Genomic DNA, 12,799 nt, shown 5'->3' with positions numbered 1-12,799 from the left:
TGGCTCCGGGGTGGGCAGGAAAAGTGGGCGCGCATCACTTCGCGCCAGGCCCCGGGCCGGCCGGCACGATCTTGCCGTCGGCGATGCGGGTCAGGAAAACGGCCGTCGACGCCTGGTGGTTGTCGGGCCGCAGCGTCACCCGCATGCCGCCCAGGTCGAGCCGGTCGAACGATTCGAAGCTCTGGATCAGGCGCTCGCGCGTGAGGTCCGCGCCCGTGCGGCGCAGCGCCGCCACCATCAGGGTGGCCGAAATGCAGCCTTCGAAACTGACGAAGGACAGCCTGGCCGCCGGAACATGCCTGGCCAGCAGCGCGGCGCAGTCGGCGGCGATCGGCAGCTGGCGGTCGTCGGGCAGGGGCACCACCTGCGAAATGACGATGTTGTTGCCTTCCGTGCCCAGCAGTTGCAGCAGGCTGTCCGTGCCGACAAAGGACACCGTGGACAGGGCCGCCTTCAGCCCGGCCTGGCTTGCCTCGCGCACGAACGCCGCCACCGGCGTGTAGGGGCCGGCCATGACCACCGCTTGCAGGTCGTGCCCGATCAGGGCCGCCAGTCCCGCCTTGACGGCCGTGGTGCCGCGCTGGAACGAACCCTTGGCAACGAGCTCCAGGCCGCGCCGTTGCAGGGCCCGCACGGTGCCGTCGAGCACGGCGTTGCCGAAACCGTCGTCCTGGTACAGCACGCCAAAGCGCTTGACGCCCCGGCTGGCGAAATACTGCACCAGGGCATCGGATTCATCGTCATAACTGGCGCGGAAGTTGATGATTTCACGTACCACGGGACGGCGCAAGGTCATCGCGCCCGTAAACGCGCCCACCAGTGGCACTTTCATTTCCTGGACGATCGGTATGACGGCGTTGGTGGTGGGCGTGCCCACGTTGCCGAACAGGGCGAACACCTGTTTTTCCTCGACCAGCCTGAGCGTTTCGCTGATGGCCCGGTCCGGATCGTAGCCGTCATCGGCGACCACCAGCTCGATGCTGCGGCCATGGATGCCGCCGCGCTGGTTCGCTTCCTGGAAAACGGCCGTCGCGCCGTCGAGCATGGCTTTCCCCAGCCCCGAGGCCGCCCCCGTCTGGGCATTGACCATGCCCAGACGGATGTGCGTCTCGGTGACGCCCGGTTCGGCGGCATGAACCATGCCGGCCACGAGGGTGATGGCGAGCCAGCAGCATTCCGGGAAAACGCGCATGAGCTACCTTTATGGAGGTTGACCGGTGTCAATAAGCACACGGTTGACAACGAGTATGGAGGAAATTGCCAACGCAAAACTCACACATAATCACACTCTCGGACACACTCATGGTCGCACTGACGGTCGCACTGACGGTCGCACTCACTGCGCGGCGCGGAAAGCAGGTTAAATACGCCTCAGGATACGGGCAGTCGCACCACTACCTTGCCCCGCGCGCGGCCCTGCGCCAGGTAAACCAGCGCCTGTTTCGCCTCGGTAAAAGGAAACACCTTGTCGATGACGGGGCGGATGGTTCCCGCCTCAATCAGGGCGGCGATCTGCGCCAGCTGGCCGCCGTCGGGACGCACGAAGTGGAAGGCATAGCTGGCGCCGCGCCGCCGCGCCAGGCCGATGATCTTGCGGCTGAGCAAACCGAACAGCAGTTTCAGCACCACGTTCATGCCGCGCGCGCGTGCAAAGGCGGCGTCGGGCGGGCCGACCAGCGAGACGACGCGGCTGCCAGGCTTGACGATGCGCAAGGCTTTTTCCAGCCCGTCGCCGCGCACCGTGCCCAGCACGGCGTCGTAATCGCGCAGCACGTCCTCGAACGGCTGTTTCTTGTAGTCGATGACGTCGTCGGCGCCCAAGCCGCGCACCAGTTCCACGTTCGCCGTGCTGGTGGTGGTGCCCACGCGGGCGCCCAGGTGCCTGGCCAGCTGGATGGCGAACGTGCCGATGCCGCCGGAACCTGCCGGGATGAACACTTTCTGGCCCGGCTTCAGCCGCATGCGCTCATGCATCGCTTGCCACGCCGTCAGGCCCACCATGGGAATCGACGCCGCCTGCACGAAATCGAGGTTGGCCGGTTTCAGCGCGGCCGCCTGTTCGGGCACGACGGCAAATTCGGCCAGGCTGCCGTGCGGCGTGTCGAAAATACTCGCATACACGGCGTCGCCCACTGTAAAGCGCGTGACGCCGCTGCCGACGGCCACCACCACGCCGGCCAGGTCGCTGCCCAGGGTGGCCGGCAAGCGCGTTTTCAAGATCGGCTTGAAGTCGCCCTTGGGAATCAGGTTGTCGATGGGGTTCAGGCCGACGGCGTGCACCCGCACCAGCAATTCGCCGGGGCCGGGCGTGGGGCGGGGCAGTTCCGCAAACGCCACGTGATCGAGGCCGCCGTATTTTTTAAGTTGCAATGCTTGCATGATGTTCTCTCTGAAGGCTGAAAAGGCGCCGGCGCTCAGGCCAGGCGCAGGTCCTTGCGCAAGCCGGCGTCCAGCAGCGCGGCCGGCATGAAACGGCGCATCAGGCGCAAGCGCGCCGCCAGCGGCCCGGCCGTGTAGCGCAGCTTGGGCTTGCTTGCCCGCGCCGCCGCCAGGATGGTCTCGGCCACGATGGCGGGGTCATCGGCGCCGGCCATCAGCGCTTGCAGCCGGCTTGTGACGGCCGCGCTCACTTGCCGGTAGGCGGACAGCGGGGTATCGGGCGCCAGCAGATTGGCTTCGAACGTGGTTTTCGTGTAGGCCGGTTCGATGACGCTGGCGCGGATGCCCCAGCCCCGCACTTCATGGTCGAGCGATTCAGTGTAGCCCTCGATCGCGTGCTTGGTGGCGGAATACAGCGCGCCGTAAGGCATGGGCAAAAAGCCCAGGACGGAACCGATATTGAGGATACGCCCGCCACCCTGGGCCCGCATGTGCGGCAGCACGGCCAGGGTCATGCGCAGCACGCCATAGAAATTCGTATCGAAGATGGCTTGCGCCTGCGCCACGCTGCTTTCCTCGGCGCCACCCGGAGCCACGCCGAAACCGGCGTTATTCACCAGCAGGTCGATGCGGCCTTCGCGCTGTATCAGCCCGGCCACGGCCGCAGCGACGGACGCATCGCTGGTGACGTCGAGCGCCAGCATCGCATGGCCGGCTGCGGCCGCTTGTCCGCCGCGGCGGCTGGTGCCGTACACCGTGTAACCCGCTTGCGCCAGGCGCTGGGCCGTGGCCGCGCCGATGCCGGACGAGGCGCCTGTGACGAGGGCAATCTTTTTCATGGTAATTCCTTCAGTGGTTGACAGCGTGAAAATAAAATATGATGATCATCATATTGTTGTTTCAAAAAAAGCCCGGGACGGATCAAGGCCACGGGCGGTGCGGCTAGCCTGGTGTTTGAAACTGCGCCAGGGTGGCCGCGCACAGCGCGTCCGACAGGGCAGGCTCGTCCACGGCGCGCGCGAGAATGGTGGTGCCGATCATGGCGCACACGGTCGCCATGGCTTGCGCATGCGCTTCGGGCTGGCCCCAGTTCGGCAACTGGCGCGCGAACAGGTCAATCATTTCCTTGATGTGGATGGTGGCGGCGCGCCGCACTTCGGGCGCCTGGCGCGGCATTTCCGAACCCAGCGCCGACACGGGGCAGCCCACCTCGATGGCGGCGATGTGTTCAGGCGACAGGTAAGCGGCCAGCATGGCCTGCAGCGCCTGGCCCGGTGGGGCGGCGGCCGCCACCCGGGCCGCCAGCGCCACCGCTTCGGCGCCCGCGCGGTCGCCCGCTTCGGCCAGCAACGCGTCGCGCGAGGCGAAGTGCGCATAAAAGCCGCCGTGCGTCAGGCCCGCTTCCTTCATGATGTCGGCCACGCCCGTGCCCGCATAGCCGCTGCGGCGGATGGCGCGCGTGGCCACCTCGACGATGCGTTCGTGGGTGGCTTCCTTGCGGCTTTGCGCCGCCGGTTTGTTCGGTGAGTTCTGCATGATGGTCATCATATCGCACTTTTCAACACCATGCACGCGACCAGCTGCGGCAGACGTTTCCCCGCCGCGGCTGGCATCTGAGGAAAGACTAGCTCTTCAGGCTGCAAAAGGACGCATAGTGGTCCTGCGTGTAATAGCGCTCCACCAATTTGCGTTTCCCTTTCGGGGTCTGCACCAGCAATACCGCACGATGCGAACCCGCGCCGCCATCGCCGCCGATGCCCAGATAGTATTCATAATAGACCTCGTCCTTGCCGGCGGCGGGAAGGCGGCCCTCGTTGTTATTGAAGACGGTATTGCCCGGACCACCGGCCACCGCGCTCGTCTTCGCGTTGCGGTAGGCGTCATATTCGCTGTTTTGCGGGGTGGGCAGGGTTTTGCTCGGTTCCCTTTTGCCGCAGTCGGAGATTTTCGCCGCATGGGCAGGGAAAGATAGCAGGGCGCCTGCCACGATAAGACCGAGCGACCAGCTTGTTGCGCGTTGAGTTTTCATCGATATGCTTTCGTTGGTGGAGCGTTCAATGGATAGGCTCGTTTGATACGGCCAATGTCCGGTCGGCCGGCATAATGTCTGCAATACCGAATATAGTTAAATTTTTGAAAATATTACTATTCAATTGTCACGCGCCGTTGCCGAACAGCTCGGCCGTCCAGCCGGTGGACGCCCGCATCGCAGGGGAAAGAAAGCGCTGATGGGGGTAGAGCAGCGATACCGGCACCGGCGCAGGCCGCCTGGCGGCCAGCACCTCGACCAGTTCCCCTGCCTGCAACTGCCCGCTGGTCATTGACGCCGATCATCAGGTAGATGTCGGGGTAGCGCTGCTGGAATTGCGCCAGCTGCGGCAGGATCACGGCATGGGCAATGCCGCCAGGCATATCGACGCGCAAACGTCCCTGCGGGCGATCGCTAGCGCCTTGCAGGCTCGCTTCGGTGTCGGCCATCAGCTCGAGGATCTCGCGGCAGCGGTGGCAGTAACGCTCGCCTTCCGGTGTCAGGCTGAGGTTTCTGGTGGAACGGTTCAGCAGGCGCGTCCGCAAATGTTTTTCCAGCCGCTTGATGATGACGCACTCCGACGCGGCGGTCGAAGCGCTGCTCGATGCGGGCATCCGCGCCGCGATCGATGAGTCCTGTGGCCACCTGTTCAGTGCCGCCGGCTACCAGCCCGATCTGTTTGCCCAGTCGTTCGCACCGAGCCACCAGGCGTAGGCAGCGCCATGTGAGCTCTGCCTACGCCGGCATTTCAGGATCAGGCCAGCTTGCGCCTGCCTGCCGAAACGCGGTTCCAGCCATAGCCGGCGATGATAATGGCCACGATGGCCGCCTGCGCCAGCAGGGTTTCCATGGTCGGCAGGATGCCCAGCAGGTCGATGCGCATGAAATCGACGGGGGTGACGCCGACCCAGCCCGCTTCCTGCAGCGCGGCCACGCCTTTGCCCATCAAAATGACGGCCAGCACGGCCACGAAGGCGGACGTCCATGAGAAGAACTTGCCGATCGGCATGCGAGCGCTCGTGCGCAGCAAGGCCCAGGCGATCACGACCAGCAGCACGATGGCGACCAGGAAGCCGCCCAGCAGGGCGCCGCCATTGCCGTCCGCCGCCAGGGCGGAATAGAACAGCACGGTTTCAAAGACTTCGCGGTAGACGGCGATGAAGGCCAGTGCGAACAGGCCCCAGGCGGAGCGCCGGCTCATCGCCGCCGTGAGTTTCTCGTGCAGGTATTCCTGCCAGCGCCCGGCGCTGCTCTTCTGGTGCATCCACAAGCCTACGCTGAGCAGGACGAGGGCCGCGAACACGGAACCGAGACCTTCGCTCACTTCACGGCTGGCGCCGCTGATGGTCACCAGATACGTCGCCGCCACCCACGTCAGCCCGCCCGCCACCAGCGCGCTGGCCCAGCCCGCATGCACGTAGGCGAGCACGTCTTTGCGCTTGGCCTTGCGCAGGAAGGCGATGATGCCGATCACGATCAGCAGCGCTTCCACGCCTTCGCGCAGCAAGATCGTCAGGGCGCCGATAAAGGTCGTCATCGGGTCGGCCTTGGCGTCGCCCAGTTCCGCTTCCACGTGGGTAAACAGTTGCTGCAGTTTTTCACCGGCCGCTTCGGCGTCGGCCACCGTGCCCTTGGCAACGGCGGAACGGTAGGCCAGCATGGCGTTTTCCACGGCCAGCAGCAAGGACTTGTTGCGCGCGCCGACCATCGGCTCGATCGGCTCGAAGCCGTCCAGGTAGGCCGACAGGCCCAGGCGCGTGGCGGTCGCGCGGTCGCCCGCGTGCATGGCGGCCAGGCTTTCGGCCAGGCGCTGACGCGACAGGGCCAGGCCGGCCGGCTTGTGCGCTTCGGCCTTGTCGGCATGGCTGCGCAGATACGCCGTCAGCGCTTTGGCTTCGTCCGCGCCCAGCTTGGCGGCAACGGCTTCCTGCGTCAGGGTCGTCACGGCCGCCAGGTCCGCGTACAGCTTCTTGGCCCGTGGATCGTCCTGCCACAGCTTTTCGCCGCGCGCGCTGGCCGCCGCATCGTGCGACATGCCGCCGATATAGAACGCCAGGTCCCAGCGCTCGTTTTCGGACAACTGGCCGAAACTGGCCATCGACGTGCCGGCCACGCCTTGCGAAATGACCTGGTACAAGGCCATCAGGCTGCGCGATTGGGCCCGTTCGCCATCCGTGAAGGCGATCGGTTTCGGTTCCAGGCCGGCCGCCAGCGGACCGTCGCCGCCGCCGGCCACACCGTGGCAAGAAGCGCACTGGGCCGCATACAGGGCCGCGCCGCGCGCCAGGTTCGGCAGCACTTTCGGCGCCACGGGTATCGGGTAGGCGGCAATCAGCAAGCCGTTCGCATGGTGCGCCAGGCGCTTGACTTCCACGCCGTCCGCCTTGGCGACGACGGCTTTGCGCAGGTCGGCGATGGCGGCGGCGATGGCCGCCTGCGAAGCGTGGGCGGGCAGGGCGGCGATCTGCGTCGTCGCGTTGTCCGTGAAATCGAGCATTTCCGCGTATTCGGCCTCGCTGACCACCTTGCCGTGCTCGACGGCGCCGCTGTAATCGACGGCAACGTAGTCAATCAATTGCCACAATTGCTTGGCGCCGGCGCCGGGATCGGTCGTTTGCGCCTGCGCGCCGCCGGCCAGCAACAGGCTGGCGGCCACGAACGGATAGCACACGAGCCATTTCTTCATAGAACTGAACATGATTCTCATTCTCATTTGTCGTTAACCCGGCGACTATAGGACAGACGGTGCGGGGTGTCAACGGCGCACGGGCAAGCACGGGCGTAAATGGCGGGGCATCTCTGTCATACTTGATCGCTTATCCTGTCAATGAGTTTTGAGGAGCCTTATGTTTATTGTCCTTCTGCATTATGTTCAACCGCTGGCCGCCATCGAGGCTCACATTGAGGAGCATCGGAGTTTTCTTGATCGCCACTATGCCGCGGGTCATTTTTTGGCTTCCGGTCCCCAGATGCCGCGAACAGGAGGTGTCATCCTCGTGAAAAGCCTGAGCCGTGAGGAATTGGATGGCGTGCTTGCAGAGGATCCCTTCTATCGGGAGCAGATCGCAACTTATCAAGTCATTCAATTTAATCCGAACAAATTTGGTGTTGGTGTCGAGGCTATTCTTGGCTGAGCGATATCAAATTGAGTGCGCAGCGTGCCCTGGTCGATATTGCTGACCAGGTGCGGAGAAGCTGTAGAAGGGGACGGTGGAACCAGGGCTACTGGCCGGACGCCTGCTTTGCGTACAGCCCCCTGGCCAGGCCGTTGTCAGGCTCGTCCACGCGCAGGCCACCCTCGACGACGCGCAGGGCCAGCTTCTGGAATGCCTGGCCCCTGAGCCATTGCGGGTCGGTGACGGCGAACGCGGCGATGCGTTCCTGCGCGCGCTCGGCTGGCACGGCCAGCCATTGATAGTCGGCTTTCGCCCCCTGGCGGCGCAGGCCGGCCCGCACCCAGCGTTCCGACGCCGGCATGCGGACGATGGCGTCGCCGTTCGCCACGCTCACGGCGGTGGCCGTCTTGCCGCTTTGCGCTTCGAATTTCACTTCCACGCCGGCCATCGGTCCCAGCCGTGGAAAACCGACAATGGCCACCCACAGGCCCGCTTCGGCCGCTTTCTGGATGCGCATTTCCGATTCCTCGAACACGCGGAACTGCGGCTCCTTGCCGCCATTGCCCGCCACCAGGGTCACCGTGTCGCCCGAAGCGCGCCACTCGCCGCTCGCTTGCTGGTCGGTATTGCCATAACTGAGCATCCATTCGAAGGTGCCGTCCTTTTTCAGCAGCAGTTCGGAACCCGTTTCCATGACGCCTTGCAAATAATAGTGTCCGGGCAGCGACGACGCGGCCGGCCCGGCCGCGCTGGCCCAGCTGGCCGAAATGGAGAAGGCGAGGGCGGCGCAGGCCAGCAGGCGGGAGAGGGATTGCTTCATCGGTGTGTCCTTGTTGTGTTTTTATGATAAGCCATCATAACAACGGCAATTAAATTGCCGTCGCACGACACACCGGAATGCTGGCGTCGCGTTTACTTCGCGCTGAAATCGAGCACGACGCGCGCGGCAACCTTGCCGTGTTCCAGGCGGCTGAAGATGTCGTTGATGGCCGACAGCGGCTGCAATTCCACGTCGGCCTTGACCTTGCCCGTGGCGGCAAAGGCGAGCGCCTCGGCCATGTCCTGGCGCGTGCCCACAAAAGAGCCGCGTATCGTCACGCAATTGGCGACGACGTCGAACAGCGGCGTCGGGAAGTCGCCCGGCGGCAAGCCCACCAGTACGCACGTGCCGCGCTTGCGCGTCATCGCCACGCCTTGCTGGAAGGCATCGAGCGACGGCGCCGTGATCAGCACGCCGTGGGCGCCGCCCCCGGTCGCCTCGCGCAAGGCCGCGACGGGGTCGCCCTGGCGTGCATTGATCGTCACTTCGGCGCCCAGGGCGCGCGCGTGCTCCAGCTTGCCGTCATCGATGTCGACGGCCGCCACGCGCAAGCCCATGGCCAGCGCATACTCGATGGCCAGGTGACCGAGTCCGCCGATGCCGGACACGGCCAGCCATTCGCCCGGCCGCGCGCCCGTTTCCTTGATGCCCTTGTAGCTGGTCACGCCGGCGCAGATGATGGGCGCCGCCTGCACGGCGGACAGTCCCGCCGGGATATGCGCGACGTAGCGCGGGTCGGCCAGGATGTACTCGGCAAAGCCGCCATTCTTGGTATAGCCGCCAAACTGCGCTTCGGCGCACACGGTTTCCCAGGCTGCCAGGCAATGTTCGCAATGGCCGCAAGCCGAATAGAGCCAGGGCACGCCGACCCGGTCGCCGAGCTGCACCTCGGTGACGCCCGTGCCCACGGCCACCACCAGGCCGATGCCTTCGTGGCCGGGGATGAACGGTGGCGACGGTTTGACGGGCCAGTCGCCGCGCGCCGCATGCAAGTCCGTGTGGCAAACGCCGCACGCTTCCGTCTTGACGAGGATCTGGCCGGGACCGGGTACCGGCACGGGCACCTCGCGCAGCACCAGCGGCTGGCCCAGTTGCTCGACAACGGCGGCTTTCATGGTAGTGGGTGTCATGGTATTCCTTATGAAGTGGCTAGGGCGTAGAGCAGGGCGCAAGCCATGATTTGCTGAACAGAAGCTTGCGAATGATCATATTCTGCTGCACACGATACAAAAATTGATTGATCTACATCAACATACTGAGCGGGAAGCCAGCCACCCTGGAGGACGATTCAGTCCGCTGCTGTCGCGTTGAAGGAAAGTCGGGCCTGAGGTATAATGACAACTCGGCGTGTGCTGCGTGCGCCCGGGGCTACCCCGAATACGGAGAACGACATTTTCGTTTTCCGTGAGGTTTTATGATGCGCGCAGCGTTCCATCTCTATTGGCGTCAACTGATTGAAGCACCGCTTTCCGCGGGCTCTGTCTTTTTCCTTTCCCACTCCTCGTCTACGCCTGCCCGGCCTGCTTGTGCTTGTGCTTGCGCTTGTATTGGCACTTCTTCCGTCATTGACCTCGCCGAGCGTGCTTGCGCCCGGAGGGCCTGGTGCGTCGTGGACATCCATTCGTTCAAGGAGCATGCGGCATGAGCACCACTACCTCACCGAAACACCATTCCGTTCTACAGCGCTTCCTCGCCAGTGACGCGGCGGGCGGCATCCTGCTGATGGCAGCGGCCGTTGCCGCCCTGATTATCGCCAACAGTCCGCTGGCCGGCGTCTACCAGCATTTTCTGCATTGGCAAACAGGTCCCGTGCTCAGCGACAAACTGGGCCCGATGACAACCCACCTCTGGGTCAACGACGGGCTGATGGCGGTCTTTTTCCTCCTGGTCGGGCTCGAGATCAAACGGGAACTGGTCGATGGCCGGCTCTCGACGTGGGAGCAGCGACGCCTGCCGGCATTGCCTGCACTGCTGGGGATGGCATTTCCGGCCGCGATCTACGTTTTACTCACTGCGAAACAGCCCTTGCTGATGAATGGCTGGGCGATACCTGCCGCGACGGACATCGCGTTCGCCATGGGAGTGCTGGCGCTGCTGGGACGCCATGCGCCCTTGTCCTTGAAACTGCTGCTTGTTTCAGTGGCCATTATCGATGACATGGGCGCTGTCGCCATCATCGCCGTTTTCTATACCGCCTCCATCAATGCCGGCGCACTTGCCGCCGCGGCCGCCATCGTCGTGGTGTTATTTGCCTTGAACAAGCTTCGCGTGATGAAACTATGGCCGTATCTGATCGGCCTGGCCCTGCTTTGGTATGTCACGCTGCTCTCCGGCGTGCACGCAACGATCGCCGGCGTGGTGGGCGCCTTCCTGATCCCCTACATTCCGTCCCCAGGCACGCCGGATGCGCCTGATTCGCCCCTGCACCGGCTCGAACACGCCTTGCATCCATGGGTCGGTTTCCTGGTGGTCCCGGTATTCGGCTTCGTCAACGCTGGCGTCTCGTTTGCGGGACTCTCGCCATCAGCCATGTGGGCGCCGCTCCCGCTTGGCATTGCCGCAGGTCTTTTCCTCGGCAAGCAACTGGGTGTGTTCGCTGGTGTCATGCTGGCGGTGAAGAGCGGACTTGCTGGCAAGCCACGCGGAAGCACCTGGCTGCAAATTTATGCGGTCTCGATGCTTTGTGGTATCGGTTTTACGATGAGCCTGTTCATCAGTGGCCTGGCATTTCCTGGCCATCCAGCGTATGTCGAGGAAGCCAAGATCGGCATCCTGCTTGGCTCTCTCCTGTCGGCCATTGTTGCTTGCCTGATTCTGCGTTTTGCGCCGAAGGCAAAAGACCAGTGTGAGCATGACAGTGTGCAGGCAGACGAAATTCGCCGCGATGGAGACGTGGCGACAATATAATGCGGCACTCCGTCGAGGCCTGCACTTGCCTCGACGGGTGCTGTGTCAGCGCACGGCCGCCAATAACAGACTTGCCAGGCACCGCATATGTACAAAAACAGGTTTACATTAATTCCATAATTCGACTATTATAGAATTATGAAATTAGGGAGTGCGTATGGAAACCAGGAGTGAAGGAATCGTCATGACCGAAAAAGTGTACAACGTGTTGTTTCTCTGTACCGGCAACTCAGCCCGCAGCGTCATGGCGGAGGCGCTTGTCTCCACCATGGGAAAAGGCCGCTTCCGCGGCTTTTCGGCCGGCAGCCATCCGGGCGCCAGCGTCAACCCGTTCGCCATCGAGCAAATTGAAGCGACCGGCTATCCGCTCGACAAACTGCGCAGCAAGAGCTGGGATGAATTCGGTACCGCGGACGCACCGCACATGGATTTCGTCATTACCGTGTGCGATAACGCCGCCGGCGAGGTCTGCCCATATTGGCCAGGCCATCCGCTTTCGGCGCACTGGGGATTCGAAGACCCGGCTGCGGCCACCGGCACCGATGAAGAAAGGCGCGCGGTATTTCACAAGGTATTCCGCCAGATCATGACGCGGATGAACGTCTTCGTCAGTCTGCCGCTGCACATGCTGGAAAAAAACGCGATCCAGCAAGAGATCAAGGCCATCGGGCAAAGCGCCGTCTAGCGGGCAATGCCTTACTTTTCAGTATTTTTCGATCACTCATGACAGTAAAAGATGCACCATGAATAACCTGCCCAACATCAGCGCCGCCCACCTCGACACGCCGACCCTCGATAAACTTGCGCCGCCGACGGTGGCCACGCATGCGCCGCGCATCCTCTTGCTGTACGGCTCGCTGCGTGAACGCTCGTTCAGCCGCTTGCTGACCCTGGAAGCGGAGCGGCTGCTCCAGCATTTCGGCGCCGAGACGCGGGTGTTCGACCCGCATGGCTTGCCCATGGTCGACAGCGTCAGTCCTGATCACCCCAAGGTGCAGGAGCTGCGCGCGTTGTCGCTGTGGTCGGAAGGCCAGGTCTGGTGCAGCCCGGAACGCCATGGCGCCGTGACGGGCGTGTTCAAGTCGCAGATCGACTGGCTGCCGCTGGAAATGGGGAGCGTGCGCCCGACGCAGGGGCGGACCCTGGCGGTGATGCAGGTGTCGGGCGGCTCGCAATCGTTCAACGCCGTCAACGGCTTGCGCGTGCTGGGCCGCTGGATGCGCATGGTGACGATCCCGAACCAGTCATCCGTTGCCAAGGCATACCAGGAGTTCGACGACAACGACCGCATGAAGCCGTCGTCATACTACGACCGCCTGGTCGACGTCATGGAAGAACTGTATAAATTCACCCTGGTGGTGCGCGACCGCTCGGATTACCTGACCAGCCGCTACAGCGAGCGCAAGGAATCCATGCCGGTTGACGTGCGCGCCCTCGCCACGGCGGCCATGGATCACGAAACACCAGTCAAGTAAGCTGTTTTCATCGCGGCCCGCGCGCCGGGCCGCCACTTTACGATGACTCAGTCGAATTCCTGGCTTGAAAGGA

The 12,799-nt window shown here is 63.7% G+C and carries 14 protein-coding genes; 5 read left to right on the top strand and 9 right to left on the bottom strand.

Annotation, left to right across the window (positions count from 1 at the left end):
- Positions 1 to 34: 34 nt before the first annotated feature.
- The 6 genes from IGS55_RS03205 to IGS55_RS03180 all read right to left on the bottom strand — a co-directional run bounded on the left by IGS55_RS03205 (position 35) and on the right by IGS55_RS03180 (position 4,953).
- The gene (locus IGS55_RS03205) at positions 35 to 1,192 is read right to left on the bottom strand and encodes an ABC transporter substrate-binding protein (protein WP_230515971.1); all 1,158 of its coding nucleotides are present in this window, start codon (positions 1,190 to 1,192) and stop codon (positions 35 to 37) included.
- A 179-nt stretch (positions 1,193 to 1,371) separates the two neighbouring features.
- Positions 1,372 to 2,379, bottom strand: coding sequence for an NADP-dependent oxidoreductase (locus IGS55_RS03200; protein WP_230515970.1), 1,008 nt, complete (start codon positions 2,377 to 2,379; stop codon positions 1,372 to 1,374).
- 35 nt (positions 2,380 to 2,414) lie between these two features.
- A complete protein-coding gene (locus IGS55_RS03195; RefSeq protein WP_230515969.1) occupies positions 2,415 to 3,218 on the bottom strand; it encodes an oxidoreductase in 804 nt (267 codons plus the stop codon).
- Positions 3,219 to 3,321: 103 nt separating this feature from the next.
- A complete protein-coding gene (locus tag IGS55_RS03190) occupies positions 3,322 to 3,927 on the bottom strand; it encodes a TetR/AcrR family transcriptional regulator (RefSeq protein WP_230515968.1) in 606 nt (201 codons plus the stop codon).
- Between the two features lie 76 nt (positions 3,928 to 4,003).
- The gene (locus IGS55_RS03185; protein ID WP_230515967.1) at positions 4,004 to 4,408 is read right to left on the bottom strand and encodes a ribonuclease domain-containing protein; all 405 of its coding nucleotides are present in this window, start codon (positions 4,406 to 4,408) and stop codon (positions 4,004 to 4,006) included.
- 116 nt (positions 4,409 to 4,524) lie between these two features.
- Positions 4,525 to 4,953 (bottom strand): LysR family transcriptional regulator, encoded by a 429-nt coding sequence (locus IGS55_RS03180; protein WP_230515966.1) that lies wholly within the window; start codon positions 4,951 to 4,953, stop codon positions 4,525 to 4,527.
- A gap of 19 nt (positions 4,954 to 4,972) precedes the next feature.
- Between IGS55_RS03180 and IGS55_RS03175 the strand changes: the two genes are divergently transcribed.
- Positions 4,973 to 5,122, top strand: a complete 150-nt coding sequence (locus IGS55_RS03175; protein ID WP_230515965.1) for a hypothetical protein — start codon at positions 4,973 to 4,975, stop codon at positions 5,120 to 5,122.
- A gap of 40 nt (positions 5,123 to 5,162) precedes the next feature.
- Here IGS55_RS03175 and IGS55_RS03170 read toward each other — a convergent pair whose 3' ends face one another.
- Positions 5,163 to 7,106, bottom strand: coding sequence for a cytochrome c/FTR1 family iron permease (locus IGS55_RS03170; RefSeq protein WP_230515964.1), 1,944 nt, complete (start codon positions 7,104 to 7,106; stop codon positions 5,163 to 5,165).
- 148 nt (positions 7,107 to 7,254) lie between these two features.
- Between IGS55_RS03170 and IGS55_RS03165 the strand changes: the two genes are divergently transcribed.
- Positions 7,255 to 7,542, top strand: coding sequence for a YciI family protein (locus IGS55_RS03165; RefSeq protein ID WP_230515963.1), 288 nt, complete (start codon positions 7,255 to 7,257; stop codon positions 7,540 to 7,542).
- Positions 7,543 to 7,630: 88 nt separating this feature from the next.
- On the opposite strand, the gene IGS55_RS03160 is transcribed toward IGS55_RS03165, so the two are convergent.
- Positions 7,631 to 8,344: a copper resistance protein NlpE gene (locus IGS55_RS03160; protein ID WP_230515962.1), complete on the bottom strand. Its 714-nt coding sequence runs from the start codon at positions 8,342 to 8,344 to the stop codon at positions 7,631 to 7,633.
- A gap of 92 nt (positions 8,345 to 8,436) precedes the next feature.
- Entirely contained in the window at positions 8,437 to 9,474 is a 1,038-nt protein-coding gene (locus IGS55_RS03155) for a zinc-dependent alcohol dehydrogenase (protein WP_230515961.1), read from the bottom strand.
- A gap of 511 nt (positions 9,475 to 9,985) precedes the next feature.
- On the opposite strand from IGS55_RS03155, the gene nhaA reads away from it, so the two are divergent.
- The 3 genes from nhaA (at position 9,986) to arsH (ending at position 12,726) form a co-directional block, all read left to right on the top strand.
- Positions 9,986 to 11,251, top strand: a complete 1,266-nt coding sequence (gene nhaA, locus IGS55_RS03150) for a Na+/H+ antiporter NhaA (RefSeq protein ID WP_230515960.1) — start codon at positions 9,986 to 9,988, stop codon at positions 11,249 to 11,251.
- Between the two features lie 184 nt (positions 11,252 to 11,435).
- The gene (locus IGS55_RS03145; RefSeq protein ID WP_230515959.1) at positions 11,436 to 11,936 is read left to right on the top strand and encodes an arsenate reductase ArsC; all 501 of its coding nucleotides are present in this window, start codon (positions 11,436 to 11,438) and stop codon (positions 11,934 to 11,936) included.
- A 58-nt stretch (positions 11,937 to 11,994) separates the two neighbouring features.
- A complete protein-coding gene (gene arsH / locus IGS55_RS03140) occupies positions 11,995 to 12,726 on the top strand; it encodes an arsenical resistance protein ArsH (RefSeq protein WP_230515958.1) in 732 nt (243 codons plus the stop codon).
- Positions 12,727 to 12,799: the final 73 nt, after the last annotated feature.

The sequence above is a fragment of the Janthinobacterium sp. EB271-G4-3-2 genome (genome assembly GCF_020858035.1).
Classification (GTDB): domain Bacteria; phylum Pseudomonadota; class Gammaproteobacteria; order Burkholderiales; family Burkholderiaceae_D; genus Janthinobacterium; species Janthinobacterium aestuarii.
The sequence above is the reverse complement of the archived record's forward strand: the minus strand, read 5'-3'. Positions and strand labels throughout refer to the sequence as shown.